This window comes from Mesorhizobium sp. M1066, from assembly GCF_040318635.1.
In the GTDB taxonomy this organism is placed as follows: domain Bacteria; phylum Pseudomonadota; class Alphaproteobacteria; order Rhizobiales; family Rhizobiaceae; genus Mesorhizobium.
The window spans coordinates 1-19,367 of record NZ_JAMYMR010000022.1 but is presented as its reverse complement, the minus strand read 5'-3'; the positions used below and the strand labels follow the sequence as shown (position 1 = coordinate 19,367).

Below are 19,367 nucleotides of genomic sequence, written 5' to 3'. Positions count from 1 at the left end.
CGCTCAGTTTCACGAATCGCCCCGCGCGAGAAAGTCCGCAATCGTGCCGGCTATCTCCTGGGGCTGCGTCCCCAGCGACAGACGATAGCACGGCAGCAGGCGGGTCAGGTCGCTGAAGAAGCGAAAGCCGCTCTCCCGCTCGCCCGGCATCTGCGCTATGCCGGACGGCGCCAAGGCGATCATGGCATCCCTGCGCGACACCGGCACGATCGAACTTGCCCCGCCACCGTCGATATGTGGCACCAGCAGCGCAACCATGTCCAGAGTTTCGGGCACCGGCCGAGGCGCAATGTCATCAATGTGAAAAGTATGCTTGCCTTGCCAGTTGAGAGGACCATGCGCCTTCAGCCGGTGCTTCAGCCCAAGCCGCGCGAACCCCTGGGGATCCTGCTTGAGTGTTGAAAACAACGGGCGGGCAGTCACGCCGTTGGCAAGGTCGACCAGCACATAGTCGTCGCCGACGCTGTCCAGTCCGTTGAGGAGGCCGGCGGCGACGGTTCCGGATTTCCCGGCCCCGCCCGCACCGGCCAGCAGGACGCCCTTGCCATTGGCGCCAAGCGTGCCGGCATGGGCAAGGCGCATGCCACGTGCCGCATATTCCCAATGGAGGAAGGGGCGCAGCGGCGCTCCCGGCTCCCACGGTGGAAAGGCATCGGCCGAGGCCATCAATTGCACGCCAACGCGACGTTGCGGATCATAGAACTGCCAGAAATCCAGGTCGTGGAAATGGTTGCCGCGCAATCCAGCTCCCGCCAGTTGGGTGGCGAAGCCATGCTGCGTGAAGGGTCCCTGGCCCCAACTGGCCGGTACCGCGATGCCGTCAATGCCGGGGTGCGCGACGAAGATGCGGCAGATGTCGGCAGGCGTTCGGCTGCCCGGAGCCGTGACAAAGCCATGAGCGACGGCATCCGCCAATGCGCCGGCGCTGACATGCGCGGTCAGCTCCAGATGCGGCAAGCTCGCCTTGCGGGTCAGTGGATAATGCGCGGCGCTGCTCTCTGCTTGCGCTAGGACATGGCGTGCGTAGTCAACCAGGTTTTCGAGAGTGACGTTCGGCATGGGTTTGCCTGTTCCGGAGCTGTCCGGCAACGAGAACCTGATGGGCGCTTCAGTTGGCTTGCTTCACCGCGGGCCAGCCGAGGGGCTCCTCGACCTCGTGGATGGGATCGACGACAATGAGATCGGCGAGATCGTCATGGATGTCGACCTTGAGGGGCTCTCTGGCAGCGGCGAGCTGAGCCAGCAATTCGCTTGGAACCGGTCTTGCCATGCCATCGGTTACGGCCGCCAGCAAACCGAATTCGAGCAATTGTGAGACAAAGCCGTCAATCGCGGCGGCATCGAGGGCGCCAATTCCGGTCGCGGCGCCGACCAGTTCGGAGGCAGGCACGCCGGACGACAGTGCATCCCAAAGTCTGCTGCCTGAATCAGAGAAGCCGAAATATTTGCCCGTGGTCAGGTCAAGAACGACGGCTTCGCCGTCGAAGGATTCAAAGACGATATCCTTGCTGGCAATGGCATAGATGCCGGATTGTCGCATATTTGCTCCCCCGCCGAGCAGGCCGCGGAGATGATCTTCGGGCCTTACGGTCAACCCCACCGTTGCAGGCGTCTAACCATTTGCAGGGTTTTTGGCAAGATGGCGCAGGCTCCGGGCGAGCGCAGCCGGTCACGCTTCGATTTCAAGCGCCGAAAGCGGCTTCGAGCAACAGGCGAGGATAAAGCCGTCCTCGATTTCGTGATCGAGGATGCCGCCATTGTGGCTCATCTCGACGTCGCCCGCGACCTTCCTCACCTTGCAGGTACCGCACAGGCCGAACTCGCAGGCGGCGGGAATCCGCACCCCAGAGGCGCGTGCCGTCTGCAGCACGGTCTGGCCGGCGACGCATTCGGCATCGACATCGGAAAGCGAGAAACGGATTGGTGTCACGGCCTCGACAGGAGCAGCGGCGCCGTCTTCCGCCGGCGGCGAGAACGGCGCCGGGATCTCCTCCACGGCAGGCGCCGCGAAGCTTTCCTGATGGTATTTAGCCATGTCGAAGCCGGCGGCGTCCAGCATGCCGCGCACGGCGCGCATGAAGGGATCGGGGCCGCAGCAGAAGATCTCGCGCTCGCGGAAATCGGGCGCCAGCAATGGCAGCCGGATCGCGTCGATGCGGCCCATATGGCCGAACCAGCCCTCGCGGCTCGACCGCTCCTCGATCATGAAGCCGAGCGACAGGCCGGGCATGCGGCTGCCGAGCAGCTCAAGTTCCTTGCGGAAAATGATCTCTTCCGGGCGGCGCGCACAGTTGACGAAGCCGACATCTGTCCATGGCGCGCAGTCGTTCAACCAGCGCAGCATCGACATCATCGGCGTCACGCCGGAGCCGGCCGAAATGAACAGATATTTGGCCGCCGGGTGGCTGTGCAGCGAAAAGTCGCCGGTCGGCCCATAGGCCTTGACGTGCGAACCGGGCGTCAGTTGGTCGAACATCCAGCGCGTACCGGTGCTGCCCGCCTGCGCCTTGACCGTCACCGCGATCGAGAACGGCCGCGACGGCGAGGACGACAGCGTGTAGGTGCGCATCAGCGGCCCGTCCGATGTCGGCAGTTCCAGCGTCACGAACTGGCCCGGCTTGTAGCGGAACCAGGTCTGGTTGTCGGAGCGGAAGGTGAAGGTCTTCACGTCAGGCGCTTCGTCACTGACGCCGATCACTTCCAGCACCTGCAGCCTGTCGTTCCAGGGCGTCATCTGGTCGAGATGGCGATAGAGGCCAAGGTCCGTCATCGCATTCATCCTCTGTCCCCTGGGCTAGGCGACGCTGCGCAGGGCCGGCCGGTCGCCTTCTGCGAGGCGCGGTCCGATGAACGACGCGTACCACTCGACGAACTGGATCACGCCGCCCTCATGCAGCTCCGAATAGGGGCCTGGTTCGTAGGCCGGCGACAAGATGCCGAAGGCGTTTTCCTCGACGATGCGGCGGTCCTGATCGTTGGTCTCGGTCCAGACATGGGTAAGCTCAGCGAGATCGTAGTCGACGCCTTCGACCGCATCCTTGTGGACGAGCCATTTTGTCGTCACCGCGGTTTCCGTGGCACTGATCGGCAGCACGCGGAAGGTGACGGCGTGGTCGCCGAGGATATGGTTCCAGGTCGTCGGATAGTGATAGAGCAGCAAGGAGCCGATGCGGTCGGTTGAAACGCTGTCGGACAGGTTCTTCTGGACTGCCCGTTTTCCCGTCATGGTGTAGCTGACGGCATCGCGCAGCAGGGGCGCGCGGGTGGCGCGGTACTGCCCTGCCGGATCGATGCGGAATTTGCTCGGCAGGCCTGATGCCTCGCATTTGGCCCAGTGCGCGACCATTTCAGGGTCGCTGTCGGCGCCGTTGACGCCGGTCACGGTCGGAGCCTCGGGGAAGGTCTTGCACAGCTCAGGATGATTGGCGGCGCAGTGATAGCACTCGCGGTTGTTTTCCCAGACCAGCTTCCAGTTGCCCTTCTCGACGATCGTGCTCTCGAAGGCGATCTTTGCTTCACGCAACCGGTGCGGCAAAAGATAGGGTTCGATCATCGCCCGCATCGGCGCGAAATCCGCCGGTTCCTTGGCCAGGCAGATGAAGATGTAGCCGCCGACGCTCTCGCAGGCGACCGGCTTCAGGCTGAAATCACTCTTGTCGAAACCGTCGGCCATCTGGCGGGCAAACAGCAGGCGGCCGTCCAGCTCATAGGTCCACTGATGATACGGACAGACGAGCTTTGCCGCCGTACCCTTCTCCGCGTTGCACACGCGGCTGCCGCGATGGCGGCAGGAATTGTGGAAGGCGTTGATCTTGCCGTGCTGGTCGCGGACAAGGACGACCGGGTAGTCGCCGATCTGCACGGTGATGTAGCTGCCCGGCTTCGGCAGTTCGCAATCATGGCCGATGAACAGCCAGTCGCGATACCAGATCAGCTCCATGTCGAGCTTGAAGTAGTCCGGATCGGTGTAAAAGGGCTGCTCCAGCGAAAAGCCTTGCCGGCGCCCCTTCAGGAGCCTCAGCATGTCGTTGCGGGTATCCATGTCCTGTCCTCGTTTCTAAGGACTGAACTGGTGGTGATGGAGGAAGGATTGAAACGCAGGCCGGCTAGGTGCCAGACATGCGCTATCCACCTCTTGACCGCCCACCGCGATCAGTCGAGTCTAACAATCTCGGGCTGGTTTCCGGGCTCTGGAGTTGTCCTTGCGGACCATCGCGACACCTTCCCAGGCAGTTGCCCAGTGGTCTCCCGTTGCGACTTGAACTCCACCACCGTTGCGGGGGCAGCGCCGGATTCTGACCGGCTTCCCAATTCTCCGCCTCGTCGTCACGAAGCGGCACCTGAGATGGTATGATCTAACCACGATCGGGGGCGCGCCGTCGGCATGAAAACGACATCGTATCCATGCGGCGCGACACGGCATGCGAACGTTCCCGCAGACCGTCGCGGGCTGAAATCCACCTCCCGGATGGCCATTTTGCCGGCTGCGATATCCCCGAATCGGATCCCTTGGCGGGGTCAAAAAAGGTTAACGGTTTCGAAAAGTGACTATTAGCTTGCTCTAAAATCGAACCGAACGGTTCGTTTCTGTTGACGGTGCGTGCAGGACGGTGTGAACGCTGGGCCTTTGAAACAGTCAGTGATCCGTTAGGTGGTTAAACCTAACACGCTGATATAAAGAAGAAAAATCTATCTCTAGACTCCCTTGGCACAATTTCAAGGTGTAGATTCATGGTCCACACGAAACAACTTCGTGATTGGAAAAGACGGGGCTGCCCTCCCACATCGGGGCTGTCCGAACGACGCGATTTCATTTCCAAAGACACGCCGCTAGACGGACGGAAAAAAGACGATACTGGAGTACCAAAAATGAAAAAGATCATTCTCACTGCCGCAGCCCTTCTGGCCATTTCCGGCAGCGCCTTCGCTGGTAGCGACCACTACGGTTCGAACGCCGCGGCAGCCACTGCTGTCGACAGCTCGTACACCGCTTCGACCAAGAAGTCGGAACCGGCTGCTCAGGCGCCTGCCCAGGGTGCTGACCGCAACCTCTTCGGCAACAACTAACAGCCGATTCCCAGTCGACGGCGGGCTCGCCCGCCGCCATGGCGAAATTCAGACATTCAGGAGTATTTAAGATGAACAAGATCCTCATTGCCGCCGCCGTTCTGGCCATCTCCGGCAGCGCTTTCGCCGGCAGCGACAACTACGGTTCGAACGGCTCCAACCAGCCTGCCGCCGCAGTGGACCAGTCGTACACGGCTTCCACCAAGACCTCGGAACCGGCTGCCCAGACGCCCGCTCAGGGCAGCGACCGTAACCTCTTCGGTCGCTAACAGCCAATTTCGCAAGCGACGGCAGCTGTGTCTGCCGTCCTGGCGAAATCCAGAATTCAGGAGATTAAAATGAACAAGATCCTTATTGCTGCCGCCGCCGTTCTGGCCATCACCGGCAGCGCGTTCGCCGGCAGCGACAACTTTGGCTCCAATGGCGCCAGTCAGCCTGCGGTTACTTCGGTTGACAGCGCGCATACGAGCTCGGTCCGCAACAGCGGTGGCCTCGTCGAGAAGCTGCTCAATTCGTCGGGCGACGTGGAGAAGTCCGCCCCTCAGGGCAGCGACCGGAATCTCTTCGGCCGTTAACAGCCGAAGCTAATCTTCAACAAAAGAGCGGCGGGGCTAGCCCGCCGCTCTTTTTGCGTCCAAGACGCGGTCCTGCCTCAGGCCGCCTTCGCTTCAGCCTCATGAAGGGCAAACGACCGTCCGTCAGCGTCGAAGATATGCAGGTCCTCGCCATTGGCGCTCAGCCGCAATGTCGAGCCGCGCTTGACCTCGACATTGCCGGGCAGCTTGGTCACCAGCGGCAGGTCGGCGCGACCGATGTCGACATAGACTAGCTGAACCTCGCCGAGCTGCTCGAGATAGTCGACCGTCCCCTCGAACAGATAGTCAGCGCCGCTGGCGATGATCAGGTCCTCCGGCCGCACGCCAAAGCTCACCGCAGCACCCTTCGCCGAAGCAGGCGTTGCGATCGGCACGGTTGCCTTGCGTCCGCCGACATGGCTGACGACGGTCGAATTGCCTGACTTGTCGATGGTCGCGGGCAGGATGTTCATGGCCGGCGAGCCGATGAACTGGGCAACGAACAGATTGCCTGGCTTCTTGTAGAGATCCATCGGCGTGCCGACCTGCTCGATATGGCCGTCCTTGAGCACCACGATGCGGTCGGCCAGCGTCATCGCCTCGACCTGATCGTGGGTGACGTAGATCATGGTCGTGTTGGGCATCGATTCCTTGAGCTTGGCGATTTCGATGCGGGTGGCGACGCGAAGCGCCGCGTCGAGGTTCGAAAGCGGCTCGTCGAACAGGAACACCTTGGGATTGCGCACGATGGCGCGGCCGATGGCGACGCGCTGGCGCTGGCCGCCGGACATCGCCTTGGGCAGGCGGTCGAGATATTTGGTCAGCTGCAGGATCTCGGCGGCCTGACGCACGCGGCGGTCGATCTCGGCCTTGTTCTCTTTGCCGATCTTCATCGAGAACGCCATGTTGTCGTAGACAGTCATGTGCGGGTAGAGCGCGTAGGACTGGAACACCATGGCGATGCCCCGCTTCGACGGCGGCACGTCGTTCACCACTTCGCCGGCTATTCTAAGCTCGCCGGAGGTGATTTCCTCGAGCCCGGCGATCGATCTCAGCAATGTCGACTTGCCGCAGCCCGACGGGCCGACGAAGACGATGAACTCGCCCGACTTGATATCGAGGTCGATGCCATGGAGAATGTTCAGATTGCCGTAGGACTTCTTCACTTGTCTTAGCGTGACATCGGCCATTTGGTTTCCTCCAGTGATTGGAAATTCAGTCGAGACGCCCGAACCAGGCGCCGTAGCCGCCAAGTTCGATGGAACCGCTGTTCGCCTGCCCCGAAAATCCGTGCCCGGGCAGAGGTTGCAGCGATCGGCCGCCAAGGTCAACCTTGGCCGGCCCGGCTCCCAGATTGAAGACGCAGAGGATCTGCTCGTTGCCTGCGCGGCGCGTGAAGGCAACGGTGTCGCCCTCACTTTCGATGAAATTGATGTCGCCCTTGGCGAGCGCCGGATGGGCACGCCGGAAGCTGAGAAAGCGCCGGTAGTGCTCGAGCAGCGAAGTCTCGTCGTCCTGCTGGACATTGACCGCTCGCGCCAGATGCTTGGCCGGCACCGGCAGCCAGGGCTTTGCTGGGGAGAAGCCGCCATTCTTGGCGCCGCCATCCCACACCATCGGTGTGCGGCAGCCGTCGCGGCCCTTAAACTCAGGCCAGAAGCGGATGCCATAGGGATCCTGCAAATCCTCGAAGCGCAGCTCTGCTTCACCGAGCCCAAGCTCCTCGCCCTGATAGATGCAGACCGAACCGCGCAGGGACATCAGCAGCGCCGAGATGACCTTGAGATAGGCTGTCGGGTCGGCCTCATTGGCGGCCCAGCGCGACGCCGGGCGCATCACGTCATGGTTGGAAAAGGCCCAGCACGACCAGCCGTCGCTGGCGACCTTGCCGAAGGATTCCAGCACCGAGCGGACCTTGCCCGCGCTGATCTTTTCCGGCGCCAGGAAATCGAAGGAGTAGCACATGTGCACGCGCTTGCCGCCGGCGGTGTAGGCGGCAACCACTTCAAGCCCGCGCTGCGAATCGCCGACCTCGCCGACCGCTGCGGTTGCCGGATATTCATCGAGCAGGGCACGGAACCGTTCGAGGAAGCCGAGGTTCTCGGGCCGGCTCTTGTCGTAGAGATGGTCCTGGTAGTTGTAGGGGTTGACCGCCGGCGCGGTCTGGTCGTTGCGCTCTTCCGGCGGCAGCGGCGGATTGTTTTCCAGACCCTGGCTGTGGAAGTAGAAATTGATGGTATCGAGCCGGAAACCATCGACGCCGCGTTCCAGCCAGAAGCGGGTGACGTCGAGCAATGCGTCCTGGACTTCGCGGTTGTGAAAGTTGAGGTCGGGCTGTTCGGCCAGGAAATTGTGCATGTAATATTGCTGGCGACTGGTGTCCCATTGCCAGGCCGAGCCGCCGAAGATCGACAGCCAGTTATTGGGCGGCGTGCCGTCCGGCCTGGCGTCCGCCCAGACATACCAGTCGGCCTTATTGTTGGTGCGGCTCGACCGGCTTTCCTTGAACCATGGGTGGTTGTCGGCGGTGTGCGACAGCACCTCGTCGATCATCACCTTCAAGCCCAACCTGTGTGCCTCCGCGGTCAGCGCGTCGAAATCGGCCAGCGTGCCGAACATCGGATCGACATCGCAGTAATCCGATACGTCATAGCCGAAATCCTTCATCGGCGACTTGAAGAACGGCGAAATCCAGATGGCGTCCGCGCCGAGTGCGGCGATGTAGGGGAGGCGGCCTATGATACCCTTGAGATCACCGATGCCGTCGCCATTCGAGTCCTGGTAGCTGCGCGGATAGATCTGGTAGATTACCGCGCCCCGCCACCAGTCGCGATCGATGGCGAGGTCAGGCTTCGAGTTGGCCTTCAAAGCGGATTGCATCGTCTCAGCCTCCTTTCACCGAGCCGGCAAGCAGCCCGCGGACAAAATAGCGCTGCAGCGAGAAGAACACGATCAGCGGCACAATGATGGTCACGAAAGCCGATGTCGTCAGAATCTCCCAGTCGCCGCCGCGCGAGCCCAACAGCGCGTTGAGCTTGGCGGTCAGCACGATCTGGTCTGCCTCTGTACCGAGGAAAACCATCGCCACCAGCAGATCGTTCCATACCCACAGGAACTGGAAGATGGCAAACGAAGCCAGCACCGGGAACGACAGCGGCAAGACGATCTTGACGAAGATCTCGAAATCGCTGGCGCCGTCGATGCGCGCCGATTCCATGATTTCGCGCGGCAGGCCGGCAATGTAGCTGCGCAGCAGGTAGATGGCGAAGGGCAGGCCGAAGCCGGTATGCGCCAGCCAGATGCCGAGATAGGTCTTCGACGGCATGCCGAAGAAAGCGCCGACGCCATTATAGAGTTTCAACAACGGGATCAGCGACATCTGCAATGGCACCACCAGCAGGCCGATGATAACCGCGATCAGCAGCGCCCGGCCGGGAAACCGCATCCAGGCCAGCGCATAGGCGGCAAAGGCGGCGATCAGGATCGGGATGATTGTCGCTGGGATAGTGACGGTCAGCGAATTCATGAATGACCGTCCGATGCCCTCGGAGAACAGCACGGTTCTGTAATTGTCGGTGGTGAATTTCGGCGGCGCCGACGAAGCATAATAGACGCGCTGGCCGCGATCGCCTTCGAATGCTTTCGGGGACTGCATGACGAAGCTGCCGTCGGCATTGAGCTGTAAGGTCACGCCGTCGCCGAGATCGGCTGTGGTGCCGGCGGGATATTGCGTCGGTGCCGCCGATTTGACGCCGAAGGCGCTGATGTCGCGCTTGGTGCCGTCGCCGAAGATATTGCCCTCGAGGAGGAACTTGCTGTCCTTCTCGACTTGCGCCGAGGCGGGCGGCAGCCGGCCGGCTTCCGTCTGGGTGGAACTGGCGAACGAGTTCCACCATCCCGAGGCGATGATCTGGTTCTTGTCGCGCAGCGACGAGACCAGGATGCCGAGCGTCGGTATGGTCCAGATCGCGACGAAGATGAGCACGGCGATGTGGACGCCAAAGCGGCTGGCGAAGGAATTTCCGGTCGCGACGGCCATCTCAATGTCCTCCCGTCTCTTTGTTCGCCTGGCGGATGTTCCAGACCATGATCGGAATGACCGCGATCATGATGATGATGGCGATGGTGGCGCCGCGGCCGAAATCGCCGCCGCCGCGGAACATCCAGTCGAACATCAGATTGGCCAGCACCTGGCTGTTCCACTGGCCGTTGGTCATGGTCAGCACGATGTCGAACACTTTGAGCACCAGAATGGTGATCGTGGTCCAGACCACGGCGATGGTGCCCCAGATCTGCGGCACCATGATCTTCCAGAAGATCTGGAACGGATTGGCGCCGTCGATGACGGCGGCTTCCAGCGTTTCTTCGGGAATGCCGCGCAGGGCGGAAGACAGGATGACCATGGCAAAGCCGGTCTGGATCCAGATCAGGATGATCATCAGGAAGAAATTGTTCCAGAACGGCAGCGATATCCAGACCTGCGGCTGGCCGCCGAAATGCTGAATGATGGCGTTGAGGATGCCGATCTGCGTCTGGCCTTCGCCGCGATATTCGTAGATGAATTTCCAGATCACGCTGGCGCCGACGAAGGAGATCGCCAGCGGCAGGAAGATCAGGCTCTTGGCGATCGTGCCCCACCAGATCTTGTCCGTAAGCACGGCGATGATCAGCCCAAGGAAGGTGCAGGCGGCCGGCACCACCGCCAGCCAGATGATGTTGTTGAGGATCGAGTTGCGGAACTCGCGATCGCCGAACGCCCATTCATAGTTCGCCAGGCCGACGAAATTGATGCCGCTGCGATCGAGGAACGACAGCCGCAGCGTCTCGACCACCGGATAGATCAGGTAGATGGTGAGGATGATCATCGCCGGGCCGACGAACAGCCATGGTCGGACCAGTCCTTGCCGGCGCAGATTGTCGATGGCCGCGGCACCGGCGACGCCGCGTGACGGGAATATCAGGTCGACCAGTTTGTTGGCGCCCCAGAAATAGGCGACGCAACCGCCGACCCCGATGATGATGACGAATATGGCCGAGAAAATCTGAGCCGCCATGGGTCCCTCTCCCCCTGCGCATGACCCGACAAGGAATGACCTTGATGACAGGGACCAGGCGCCGATTCAGTTGTTTGGAGCGCGTCATCGGCGGCTTGCGCACATTGCCGATCGCGCTTCATGTCGATGCGCTCATGACGAAAGGCTGCGGCACAGGCCGCCGTCGGATCCGGGCCAGTACGGCCCGGATCCAGTGCGAGAATGGTTGGTCCGCTTACGTGCCGCCGCTACTTGATCGCGTCCCAGCTCTTCTGGATGTCGGCGGCGACGTCCTGCGCCGACTTGCCGCCGACCAGGTCGATCATGCCGGTCCAGAAGGCGCCGGCGCCGATCTTGCCCGGCATCAGGTCGGAACCGTCGAAGCGGAAAGTCGAGGCATTGGCGAGGATTTCGCCCTGCTTCTTCAGCGCGTCGCTGGCATAGGCATCCTTGTTGACCGACTTGAGCGGCGTCACGAAGCCGCCTTCGGCCATCCAGATCTCGTGGGCGAGCGGCATCTTCAGGAATTCGATGAATGCGCGCGCGCTCTTGCTGTCCTTGGTGATCATCGCCAGCGTACCGGCGCCGAGCACGGGCGTGCCCAGTTCAGGCTTGGAGGCATAGGGCGGGAAGTAGAAGAAGTCCGCGTCCTGGCCGACCTTGGTGCCTTCCGGGAAGAAGGTCGGGATGAACGATGCCTGGTGGTGCAGGTAGCATTTCGGCGGCACCGAAAAGAGGCCCTTCGGGCTGTCGCGGAAATCGGTCGCCGCAACCGCCTTGGCGCCGCCGTCGACCATCTTGTCGTCGGTGGCGATCTTGCCGAAAATGTCGATGGCGTTGACCACTGCGGGGTCGTTGAACGGGATCTCGTTCTTCACCCATTTGTCGTAGACCTCCGGAGGCTGGGTGCGCAGCATCAGGTCTTCGACCCAGTCGGTCGCCGGCCAGCCGGTGGCGCCGCCGGAGCCGAGGCCGATGCACCACGGCTTGCCGCCATCGGCGATGATCTTCTTTTCGAGATCGGCGAGTTCTTCCTGCGTCTTCGGCACCTTGTAGCCGGCTTCCTCGAAATTATCCGGCGAATACCAGACCAGCGACTTCACATCGGCCTTGTAAGGGAAGGCGAAGAAGCCCGGCTTGCCGTCCTTGTCCTTAAAGGTGCCGAGATCGACCCATGACTGGCCGGCACCGTAATTGTCCTTGACCCATTTGGCGGTGTCGTCACCGAGTGGCGTCAAAAGGCCCTTCGATGCCAGATCCTGGATCAGGCCCGGCTGCGGCAGCACGGCGATGTTCGGCGGGCTGCCGGCCTGTGTGTCGATGACGATCTGCTGCTCGTAATTCTCCGAGGAGGAGTATTTGATCTCGACGCCGGTGGCTTCCGAGAAATAGTCGAGAACGCCGCGCACCAGGCCTTCGTCCTCGCCGCGCCACGGCCCGAAGATCGACAGTGTCTCACCCTTGAGGTCGACTTTCTTGAGCTCGTCGTAGTTCGCCCAGTTGAAGCGCTTGTCTTCGCCGGGCTTGAACTTCAGTTCGGCCTGCGCGGGCGCGTTCAGGGCGAACGTGGCAAACGCAGCACCCAGCAAAAGCATTTTCTTCATCGGTATTCCTCCCAGTGGGTCTCACACACCGGACGGAACCTCCATTCCGCCCGCCGACGCCGCAGGACTGTGACTCAGTCGGAAAGGAACCGCAACCTTTCGAAGAGTCTTCCAAAGCGCTTTGGCTTTTTCGATCACGCCATTGAATTGCTAGGAAGTCAAGAGGCTGGCGGATTAATCGATTTAGGTTCGCGCATTTGCGCCCCTGAAAGTGCGCTGCAACATACTATTATGGCGATGCAGCAGCAGTTTTTGTTTCAAACAAGCCCGAACCGCGTTTATGGTTAGGCTTGGTATGGCTCGGGCCCGCTGGGACTTGGGTCGATTCAATTTAAAAGCGCTTTGAGGGATGGAGACCTTTCGTGAACCTCAAGCAGCTCGCCCATATGCTGGCACTTTCGCAAACCACGGTAAGCCGTGCGCTGAACGGCTATCCCGAGGTCAACGAGGAGACGCGCAGGCGTGTCATGGATGCCGCCAAGCGCCATGGCTATCGTCCCAACCCGAGCGCGCGCCGACTGGCGACCGGCAAGACCGGCATGATCGGCTATGTCCTGCCGACCGGTGCGTCCGTCGACATCGATCCGCATTTCGTCGAGTTCCTGTCCGGCCTTGGTGACTATGCCCGCTCGCACGAGCTCGACCTTGTGCTGTCGCCGGCCGACGCCGACGACCAGGAGACGACCTACCGGCGCATCGTCGCCAACCGGCAGGTCGACGCTGTTTATATCTCCTCTCCAAGGCCCGCCGACCGGCGCGTGGCGCTGGTCAACACGCTCGGCATTCCCTTCATCGTCCATGGCCGCAGCGAGGGCTTCGATTTCGACTATGCCTTTACCGACATCGACAATGAGGGCGCCTTCCACGAGGCGGCCAGGCTGCTGATCCAGCTCGGTCATCGGAGGCTGGCGCTGATCAACGGTGACGACCGCGAGACCTTCGCCATCCATCGCGAACGCGGCGTGCGCCGGGCGCTTGCCGCGAGCGGACTGTCATTGAGCGAACGCCATGTCTGCTCGGTCGATATGACCGAGGAGAACGGCTATCGCGCCACCAGGCGTTTGCTGGAAGAAGGCGACGCGCCGACGGCGATCGCCTGCTCCAGCCTGATCATGGCGCTGGGCGTCGTGCGTGCGGTGCGCGACCTCGGCCTGAGCATTCCGGGCGACGTGTCGCTGATCGCCCATGACGATGTCTTCCCCTGGCTGAGGCCGGAAAATTTTTCGGTGCCGCTGTCAACGACGCGTTCATCGATCCGTCTCGCCGGCGCCCGTGTCGCCGAGCGGCTGGCGGCACGGATTTCCGGCCTGGAGGAGGGCGCCCGCGGCGAGGTCTGGCCGGTCGACCTGGTGGTCAGGGGATCGGTGGCGGGAGCGCCTGTTTAGAACTGTCTCCCGAAGCGCTGCAAGCGCCGACCTTACTCCTTCGCAGCCCCCGCCGCCTTGATGTCCAGCAGCCCATAGCCGAAATCATTGTCTCGTCCCTTAGGGCCGAGATCCCTGGCCGTGGCCGCGAGCGCCTTCTCGATGTCGTCCGCCGTTCGGCCGGGCGCGGCATGGATGAGATTGGCGATGGCGCCGCTCACGATCGCCGCCGCAAACGAGGTGCCTGTGACCACGTCCGAACCGGCGCCGCTCGGCGCCACCATCTCGACGCCGGGCGCCGAAATGAAGACATAGGCGCCGCGATTGGCCTGCGGCATCAGCCCATCCCTGGCATCGGTGGCGGTGACCGCGATGACACCATCGAAGGCCGCCGGATAGCCATAGGGCGCCTTCGGCCCGTTGTTGCCGGCTGCGGCGACCAGAACCATGCCGAGCGCGCGGGCATTGCGGCAGGCGACGCCGAGCAAATCGTTCTTCGGCCCGACGAAGCTCATATTGATGATGCGCACGTCCTGTTCCGCCGCCCAGTCGAGCGCCGACAGGATGACGTCCATGGTCGACTTGCCGCCCTCGAAGGCGCGGGCATGATAGATCTTGGCGCCCGGCGCCATGCCCTCCAGCGCGCCGACGCCGGCGATCAGGCCGTCGATCGACGTGCCGTGATCGCGCTTTTCGATCGGCACGTCGGGCATGGCGTCGAACTGCCCGGCAACGACGCCCGACAGCGCCGGGTTGGTGTCATCGATGCCGGTGTCGATCACCGCGATGCGGACGTTCTCGCCGCTGGCCTGCTTGGAATCGAGCGCAATGCGGTCGAACGCATAGTTGACGATGCCGGCGGCCTGCTGCAGCGAATAGACGTGATTGGGCTCGCGCCGCTGTGTGCGGCCGTCGGCGGCCAGTTGCGCCAGCACGACGCCGACGGGCCGGCCGTCGGGAATGCCGAAGCGCACCAGCGTGGTGCCAAGCAGCCGCGACTGGCGCTGCGAGCGCACCTGCAGGCCGAAGGAGGCGGCGATCTGCTGGACAGCGCCGGCACCGCCGTCGACGGTCACCAGCACCTCGTCGGGCACGAAATCGCCAACCACCGCGCGCGGCGGCTGAACGGCAATGAGATCGGTCGGCGAGACGATCGGGCCGCCAGGCGGGGGGCCGGCTTGAGTATCGGCAGGCGGCGTCGCGGGTGCCGGCCGTGGCGTCGGCACAGGGGTCGGAGGTGCCGCCGGATTGGGGAAAAGGTCGAAAATCAGCGCCGGCAGGAAGACGGCGCCGGATTGGCCTGCGTCCGATCCGTCCTTTGTGTCATTGCCGTTCTTGGCGCAGTCGGCTCCCGCCGCATTGGTCCCGTCGCGGCAGTCGATTTTGGTCTGGTCTGGATTGGGATCGTTGGTCTGCGCCGACGCGGGCACGGCGACGATTGTCATCGCCGCCGCAAGCACTGCCGCAAATCGAATGACCGCCTCAGCCGCCATCAACGGGTTTCCTTCCCTCGATCACAGTCTCCGTGAAGGGCTGGGCGGCAACAAGGCCGATTTGCCTGGTGTAGTCGGCTGCGTTGGCAGCCGGGATGCCAAGCCGGAACACGCCGTCGGCGGTCGGTCCGCCGATGATCTTCAGCCCGTTGCCGCCGAGGAAGGCGGATATGTCCGACACCTTCGCATCCGGCTTGAACTTGACCAGGGCGAACGGCATTTTCGCCAGATCGTCTTGCGCGCCGGCAATCTCGAAATCACTGCCCTTGCCGCCGGGCTCGACAAACGACTGCACCATGACCAGGGCCAGCAGGACCGCGGCCGCGGCCCAGGCGACACCGACCGGCACCGCCATGAAGCGGCCCCAGGCCTGCGCCAGCCAGGACGATCCTGCCGGCTTGCGCGCAGGCCCGGCCTCGGCGTCGAGTGCCTTTGCAAAGCGGCTGAGCGCATCGGCCGGCGGCCGGATTGCTTCGTTGGCGGCCGTGGCGCCGGAGAATTCGGCTTCAGCCTCACCAAGGGCGGCAAGTGCGGCCGGATCGCTGGCCAGCCATTCCTCGACCGCTTCCAGGTCGGAACCTTCCAGCGAGCCGTTCAGGTAGAACGGCAGCAGCGTTTCCATTTCGTCGCGGCGCGACATTTTTTCAGCGGCGCTCATGGCCACCCCCTGTCGTAACCGGCGGCCTTGAGGGCCTCTCCGAGTTTCTTGCGGGCGTAGAACATCCGGGTCTTGACGGTGGCGACCGGAATGTCGAGCACCTCGCCGATCTCGCTCACCGATTGTCCGTGATAATAGGCAAGATCGATGACGACGCGATGCTCTTCGGGCAAGGTGTCGACGAAGCGCCGCAGGGCGGCGGCCTTGTCTTCCTTCATGGTGACGACTTCCGGCGTGTCGGCGCCGTCGGGCACCGCGGCGGCGGCCTCGTCGTCGATCCAGTCTTCCTTCTTCTTGCGCAGAAAGGACAGCGCCTTGAAACGGGCGATGCCGAGCAGCCATGTCGAGACTTCGGAGCGCCCTTCGAAGCCCGGCGCCTGGCGCCACAGCTCGAGGAAGACTTCGTTGGCGATATCGTCGGCCATCATTTCCGATCCCGTCTGGCGCGCCACGAAGCGGTAGACCCGCGCGTGGTGACGCATGAACAGGAGCCGCACGGCGGCACGGTCGCCCTTCGCGACCCGGTCGACGAGAGTGCGATCGGTCTCCGTCGCTGCCGTCATGGCCGGTCGAGCCGCCTGGCTCCTGTCTGCTCTGTCGCTGATCGGTCCAAAAAGGTTCATCCTCCGCCAAGGAATTTTTGGGAGGCTAACCGAAGAGCGAGGCGGTTGCCAGAGCATCCCTTCTCCCAGTCACTATACGGGGAGAAGGTGCCGGCAGGCGGATGAGGGGCGGCGCCGGCGTGAGGTCTTATATTCGACTTTGGCGCTGCCCCTCACCCTTACCCTCTCCCCGTAAAGGACGGGGAGAGGGGACGCCAACGTCGCATTCAGTTCACCCCAAAAACGGCTTCGCTTTCATCGTCGCGGGCACCGGAACACCCAGTCGGCTCAGCACTGTCGGCGCCAACTGCAGCTGGTCGAGCAGCGTGTCGGCCTGCGGCCCCATTCCAGGTCCGAAATAATACAGCGCGAAATCCTGCATCTCGTCGTCGTGGCCGCCATGATGGCCACGATCGGTCTGGCCGTGATCGGCGGTGACGATCACCTCATAGCCGGCTTCGATCCAGCGCGGCAGGAAGGCCGCCAGCATGCCGTCCATCGCATAGACGGCATGGTCCATCTCGTGGCAGTCGTGGCCGAAGCGGTGTCCCATCGAGTCCAGCGTGCAGGTGTGCAGGATGCCGTAGTCGATGCCATGGCGTTTCGTCAGCATCGTCAGCGTGGCGAACAGGTCGACATCGCTGGGCGTCATCTGGTTGCGGAGATTGTAACCAGTCATGGTGTGGAAGCGGCCATGCGTGATCGGCCCGCTTGGCTCGTCGAATTCCATGTCCTCGACCAGGTCGAACGGATAGGCGCGGAAGAACTCCGACCAGTAGGAATGGGTCACCGCCCCCGTCTTGCCGCCTGCCTTGCTGACCTCGGAGAAGATATCGGGCTGCTCGACGCGGAACCGGTTCTCGTTGGAGAGAATCCCGTGCACCTGCGGTGAAACCCCGGTGTGGATCGACGCATAGCAGCAGGCCGAGGTCGACGGCAGCACGGAGCGCATCTTCCAGACCCGGGCTTCGCCCGATTGCACCCAACCTTCGAGATTGCCCATCAGCCGGCGCCAGTTCCTGTAAGGCACGCCATCGAGGATGATCAGCAAAAGCTTGGATTTGAGCGCCATGGGCTGCTCCATGCGGTTGGCGGTTGAAACGGGAACGCCGTGTGCCGTCCCGGGCACACGGCGTTCTTGATAGATGAAATCGGACGATCAGAGTCCGCTCAAGCGTTGAGCCAGCACTCGGCAAGCGCGTAGCCGTCCATCATTTCGCCGATAGGGCTCTTGGCATAGCCGCCGATCTTGTTGGTGGCGGCCGCGTCGATGAACTGGTTGAAGAAGGGCACGATCAGCCCGCCTTCGTCACGCATCATCACTGCCATGTCGTGGTAGATCGCCTGGCGCTTGGCCTGGTCGAGCTCGCCGCGCGCGGTAAACAGCATCTTGTCGAATTCCGGCCGCTTGAAGCGCGTGTCGTTCCAGTCGGCGGTCGAGACATAGCCGGTGGAATACATCTGGTCCTGCGTGGCGCGTCCGCCCCAATAGGAGAGCGAGAAAGGCTGCTTGTTCCAGACCTCAGACCAGTAGCCGTCGCCGGGTTCGCGCTTGATCTCGATCTTGATGCCGGCTTTGGCGCAGGACTGCTGATAGAGCTGTGCGGCATCGACGGCGCCCGGAAAAGCGACGTCCGAGGTGCGCAGCACGATCGAGCCGCTGTGGCCTGATTTCTTGTAGGCTGCCGCCGCCTTTTCCGGGTCGAACTTGCGTTGCTCGATGTCAGCGGAAAACAGCGGATAGGCCTCGTTGATCGGGAAGTCGTTACCCACCGAGCCATAGCCGCGCAGGATCTTTTCCAGCATCTCGTCGCGGTCCATGGCGAGTTTCAGCGCCATGCGGAGATCGCCGCTGTCGAAGGGGGCGGTGTCGCAGAACATGTTGAACGGGTAGTAGCCCTTGCCCGAGGCGTTCTCGATGCTGACGCCGGGAATGCGCTTGACGAGATCGACGACCTTGGGTTCGACGCGGTTGATCATGTGTACCTGACCACCCTGCAATGCAGCCAACCGTGCCGTTGCATCGTTGATGACGATGATCTCGACCTGGTCGGCATGGCCGGCCTTGTCGCCCAGCCAGTAATTGGCGAAACGCTCGCCGCCATGGCGCACGCCCGGCTGGTTGACGCTGACCTTGTAGGGACCGGCGCTGATGCCGGCATTCGGATCGTCCTTGCCGCCATTCGGCTGGATGACGAGATGGTAGTCGGCCATCAGGTAGGGGAAGTCGGCATCGGCGTCGCCGAGCGTTACGATGACTTCCTTGCCGCTTGCCTTGACGCCCTTGATATTCTTCAGGATGCCGAGTGCTCCGGACTTGGACTTCTCATCCGCATGGCGCTCGATGGTGGCGGCAACATCCTCCGCGCCGACCGTCTTGCCATTGTGGAACTCGATGCCATCGCGGATCTTGATCGTCCATGTCTTGGCGTCGGCTGAGGCGCCAATTTCTTCGGCAATCAGGTTGACCAGCTTGTTGTCTGGTGTGAGGCGCACAAGATACTCGCCCCAAAGCTTGCCGAAGCTGAAGGTAACCTGACTGAGATTCAGCGCCGGATCGAGACTGTTGGTGGATTCACCGCCCTGCAGGCCGGCCTTGATGATACCGCCCTTCACCGCCGTCTGGGCAAATGCCTTGCCGGCCAGCGCCGGCATCAGGGCCGCCGATACGCCGAGCGCGGCGGCGCGCCCAAGAAAGGCGCGGCGCGATATCCGGCCTTGACCGGCGAGTTCGGCGAGATAATCGAGTTCAGTCTTCATGTCCTACCCCTGTTTAAAAGTCTGCGAGCGGCGCCCTCCGCGAGACGTGTGGCGCTCTAATATTGCATCCGCATGACGGACGCCGGCTTCTCTGACCTGGCGGACCGCTGGCTTGCTATCTAGTTCCCCGCGCTGGCCATGCGCCGTCCCTTGATTGCCTTTTCCAGCCAGCCGATTTCCATCTCCGGAACCGAGGAGAGCAGCAGGTCGG

Annotated in this window: 18 protein-coding genes and 1 riboswitch; of the genes, 4 read left to right on the top strand and 14 right to left on the bottom strand. The window is 62.6% G+C overall.

The annotated features are described in order from the left end of the window. Window positions 1–9: 9 nt before the first annotated feature. The 4 genes from NKH52_RS23390 to NKH52_RS23375 form a co-directional block, all read right to left on the bottom strand. Window positions 10–1,059: a serine kinase gene (locus tag NKH52_RS23390; protein ID WP_352734251.1), complete on the bottom strand. Its 1,050-nt coding sequence runs from the start codon at window positions 1,057–1,059 to the stop codon at window positions 10–12. Window positions 1,060–1,108: 49 nt separating this feature from the next. Further along, complete coding sequence (locus tag NKH52_RS23385; RefSeq protein WP_127289668.1) at window positions 1,109–1,540, bottom strand: PqqD family protein; 432 nt, start codon at window positions 1,538–1,540, stop codon at window positions 1,109–1,111. A 129-nt stretch (window positions 1,541–1,669) separates the two neighbouring features. Continuing rightward, complete coding sequence (locus NKH52_RS23380; protein WP_352734248.1) at window positions 1,670–2,770, bottom strand: FAD-binding oxidoreductase; 1,101 nt, start codon at window positions 2,768–2,770, stop codon at window positions 1,670–1,672. Window positions 2,771–2,794: 24 nt separating this feature from the next. Further along, window positions 2,795–4,042: an aromatic ring-hydroxylating oxygenase subunit alpha gene (locus NKH52_RS23375; protein WP_352734246.1), complete on the bottom strand. Its 1,248-nt coding sequence runs from the start codon at window positions 4,040–4,042 to the stop codon at window positions 2,795–2,797. Window positions 4,043–4,157: 115 nt separating this feature from the next. Beyond that, window positions 4,158–4,359, bottom strand: a riboswitch (cobalamin riboswitch). A gap of 510 nt (window positions 4,360–4,869) precedes the next feature. Between NKH52_RS23375 and NKH52_RS23370 the strand changes: the two genes are divergently transcribed. From NKH52_RS23370 to NKH52_RS23360, 3 genes are all read left to right on the top strand, one after another. After that, window positions 4,870–5,067: a DUF680 domain-containing protein gene (locus NKH52_RS23370; RefSeq protein ID WP_013528268.1), complete on the top strand. Its 198-nt coding sequence runs from the start codon at window positions 4,870–4,872 to the stop codon at window positions 5,065–5,067. A gap of 71 nt (window positions 5,068–5,138) precedes the next feature. After that, entirely contained in the window at window positions 5,139–5,336 is a 198-nt protein-coding gene (locus tag NKH52_RS23365) for a DUF680 domain-containing protein (RefSeq protein WP_352734244.1), read from the top strand. Window positions 5,337–5,405: 69 nt separating this feature from the next. Then, a complete protein-coding gene (locus NKH52_RS23360) occupies window positions 5,406–5,642 on the top strand; it encodes a DUF680 domain-containing protein (RefSeq protein WP_127289678.1) in 237 nt (78 codons plus the stop codon). A 77-nt stretch (window positions 5,643–5,719) separates the two neighbouring features. On the opposite strand, the gene NKH52_RS23355 is transcribed toward NKH52_RS23360, so the two are convergent. From NKH52_RS23355 to NKH52_RS23335, 5 genes are all read right to left on the bottom strand, one after another. After that, window positions 5,720–6,832, bottom strand: coding sequence for an ABC transporter ATP-binding protein (locus NKH52_RS23355; protein WP_352736685.1), 1,113 nt, complete (start codon window positions 6,830–6,832; stop codon window positions 5,720–5,722). A gap of 25 nt (window positions 6,833–6,857) precedes the next feature. Beyond that, window positions 6,858–8,522 (bottom strand): beta-galactosidase BglA, encoded by a 1,665-nt coding sequence (gene bglA / locus NKH52_RS23350; protein WP_352736683.1) that lies wholly within the window; start codon window positions 8,520–8,522, stop codon window positions 6,858–6,860. Between the two features lie 4 nt (window positions 8,523–8,526). Further along, complete coding sequence (locus NKH52_RS23345) at window positions 8,527–9,681, bottom strand: carbohydrate ABC transporter permease (protein WP_352736681.1); 1,155 nt, start codon at window positions 9,679–9,681, stop codon at window positions 8,527–8,529. Window position 9,682: 1 nt separating this feature from the next. Continuing rightward, complete coding sequence (locus NKH52_RS23340) at window positions 9,683–10,696, bottom strand: carbohydrate ABC transporter permease (RefSeq protein ID WP_127289686.1); 1,014 nt, start codon at window positions 10,694–10,696, stop codon at window positions 9,683–9,685. 227 nt (window positions 10,697–10,923) lie between these two features. Further along, on the bottom strand, window positions 10,924–12,279 hold the full coding sequence (locus tag NKH52_RS23335; RefSeq protein ID WP_352736679.1) for an ABC transporter substrate-binding protein: 1,356 nt from the start codon (window positions 12,277–12,279) through the stop codon (window positions 10,924–10,926). A gap of 362 nt (window positions 12,280–12,641) precedes the next feature. Here NKH52_RS23335 and NKH52_RS23330 point away from each other — a divergent pair, with 362 nt between their 5' ends. Beyond that, window positions 12,642–13,664 (top strand): LacI family DNA-binding transcriptional regulator, encoded by a 1,023-nt coding sequence (locus NKH52_RS23330; protein ID WP_352736677.1) that lies wholly within the window; start codon window positions 12,642–12,644, stop codon window positions 13,662–13,664. A 32-nt stretch (window positions 13,665–13,696) separates the two neighbouring features. Here NKH52_RS23330 and NKH52_RS23325 read toward each other — a convergent pair whose 3' ends face one another. The 5 genes from NKH52_RS23325 to NKH52_RS23305 all read right to left on the bottom strand — a co-directional run bounded on the left by NKH52_RS23325 (window position 13,697) and on the right by NKH52_RS23305 (window position 19,156). Beyond that, the gene (locus NKH52_RS23325; RefSeq protein ID WP_352736676.1) at window positions 13,697–15,136 is read right to left on the bottom strand and encodes a S8 family serine peptidase; all 1,440 of its coding nucleotides are present in this window, start codon (window positions 15,134–15,136) and stop codon (window positions 13,697–13,699) included. Beyond that, the gene (locus tag NKH52_RS23320; RefSeq protein ID WP_352736674.1) at window positions 15,126–15,794 is read right to left on the bottom strand and encodes an anti-sigma factor; all 669 of its coding nucleotides are present in this window, start codon (window positions 15,792–15,794) and stop codon (window positions 15,126–15,128) included. The genes NKH52_RS23325 and NKH52_RS23320 overlap by 11 nt, the downstream gene beginning before the upstream one ends. After that, on the bottom strand, window positions 15,791–16,357 hold the full coding sequence (locus NKH52_RS23315; protein ID WP_352736672.1) for a sigma-70 family RNA polymerase sigma factor: 567 nt from the start codon (window positions 16,355–16,357) through the stop codon (window positions 15,791–15,793). The genes NKH52_RS23320 and NKH52_RS23315 overlap by 4 nt, the downstream gene beginning before the upstream one ends. A gap of 271 nt (window positions 16,358–16,628) precedes the next feature. Then, on the bottom strand, window positions 16,629–17,468 hold the full coding sequence (locus NKH52_RS23310) for an alkaline phosphatase family protein (protein WP_352736670.1): 840 nt from the start codon (window positions 17,466–17,468) through the stop codon (window positions 16,629–16,631). A 98-nt stretch (window positions 17,469–17,566) separates the two neighbouring features. Next, window positions 17,567–19,156, bottom strand: a complete 1,590-nt coding sequence (locus tag NKH52_RS23305; RefSeq protein WP_127289700.1) for an ABC transporter substrate-binding protein — start codon at window positions 19,154–19,156, stop codon at window positions 17,567–17,569. Window positions 19,157–19,367 lie beyond the last annotated feature (211 nt).

Excerpts from the sequence above, each read along its gene's own strand:
- NKH52_RS23390 (WP_352734251.1), bottom strand. The coding sequence starts at position 1,059 with ATGCCGAACGTCACTCTCGAAAACCTGGTTGACTACGCACGCCATGTC.
- NKH52_RS23385 (WP_127289668.1), bottom strand. The coding sequence starts at position 1,540 with ATGCGACAATCCGGCATCTATGCCATTGCCAGCAAGGATATCGTCTTT.
- NKH52_RS23380 (WP_352734248.1), bottom strand. The coding sequence starts at position 2,770 with ATGACGGACCTTGGCCTCTATCGCCATCTCGACCAGATGACGCCCTGG.
- NKH52_RS23375 (WP_352734246.1), bottom strand. The coding sequence starts at position 4,042 with ATGGATACCCGCAACGACATGCTGAGGCTCCTGAAGGGGCGCCGGCAA.
- NKH52_RS23370 (WP_013528268.1), top strand. The coding sequence starts at position 4,870 with ATGAAAAAGATCATTCTCACTGCCGCAGCCCTTCTGGCCATTTCCGGC.
- NKH52_RS23365 (WP_352734244.1), top strand. The coding sequence starts at position 5,139 with ATGAACAAGATCCTCATTGCCGCCGCCGTTCTGGCCATCTCCGGCAGC.
- NKH52_RS23360 (WP_127289678.1), top strand. The coding sequence starts at position 5,406 with ATGAACAAGATCCTTATTGCTGCCGCCGCCGTTCTGGCCATCACCGGC.
- NKH52_RS23355 (WP_352736685.1), bottom strand. The coding sequence starts at position 6,832 with ATGGCCGATGTCACGCTAAGACAAGTGAAGAAGTCCTACGGCAATCTG.
- bglA (WP_352736683.1), bottom strand. The coding sequence starts at position 8,522 with ATGCAATCCGCTTTGAAGGCCAACTCGAAGCCTGACCTCGCCATCGAT.
- NKH52_RS23345 (WP_352736681.1), bottom strand. The coding sequence starts at position 9,681 with ATGGCCGTCGCGACCGGAAATTCCTTCGCCAGCCGCTTTGGCGTCCAC.
- NKH52_RS23340 (WP_127289686.1), bottom strand. The coding sequence starts at position 10,696 with ATGGCGGCTCAGATTTTCTCGGCCATATTCGTCATCATCATCGGGGTC.
- NKH52_RS23335 (WP_352736679.1), bottom strand. The coding sequence starts at position 12,279 with ATGAAGAAAATGCTTTTGCTGGGTGCTGCGTTTGCCACGTTCGCCCTG.
- NKH52_RS23325 (WP_352736676.1), bottom strand. The coding sequence starts at position 15,136 with ATGGCGGCTGAGGCGGTCATTCGATTTGCGGCAGTGCTTGCGGCGGCG.
- NKH52_RS23320 (WP_352736674.1), bottom strand. The coding sequence starts at position 15,794 with ATGAGCGCCGCTGAAAAAATGTCGCGCCGCGACGAAATGGAAACGCTG.
- NKH52_RS23315 (WP_352736672.1), bottom strand. The coding sequence starts at position 16,357 with ATGACGGCAGCGACGGAGACCGATCGCACTCTCGTCGACCGGGTCGCG.
- NKH52_RS23310 (WP_352736670.1), bottom strand. The coding sequence starts at position 17,468 with ATGGCGCTCAAATCCAAGCTTTTGCTGATCATCCTCGATGGCGTGCCT.
- NKH52_RS23305 (WP_127289700.1), bottom strand. The coding sequence starts at position 19,156 with ATGAAGACTGAACTCGATTATCTCGCCGAACTCGCCGGTCAAGGCCGG.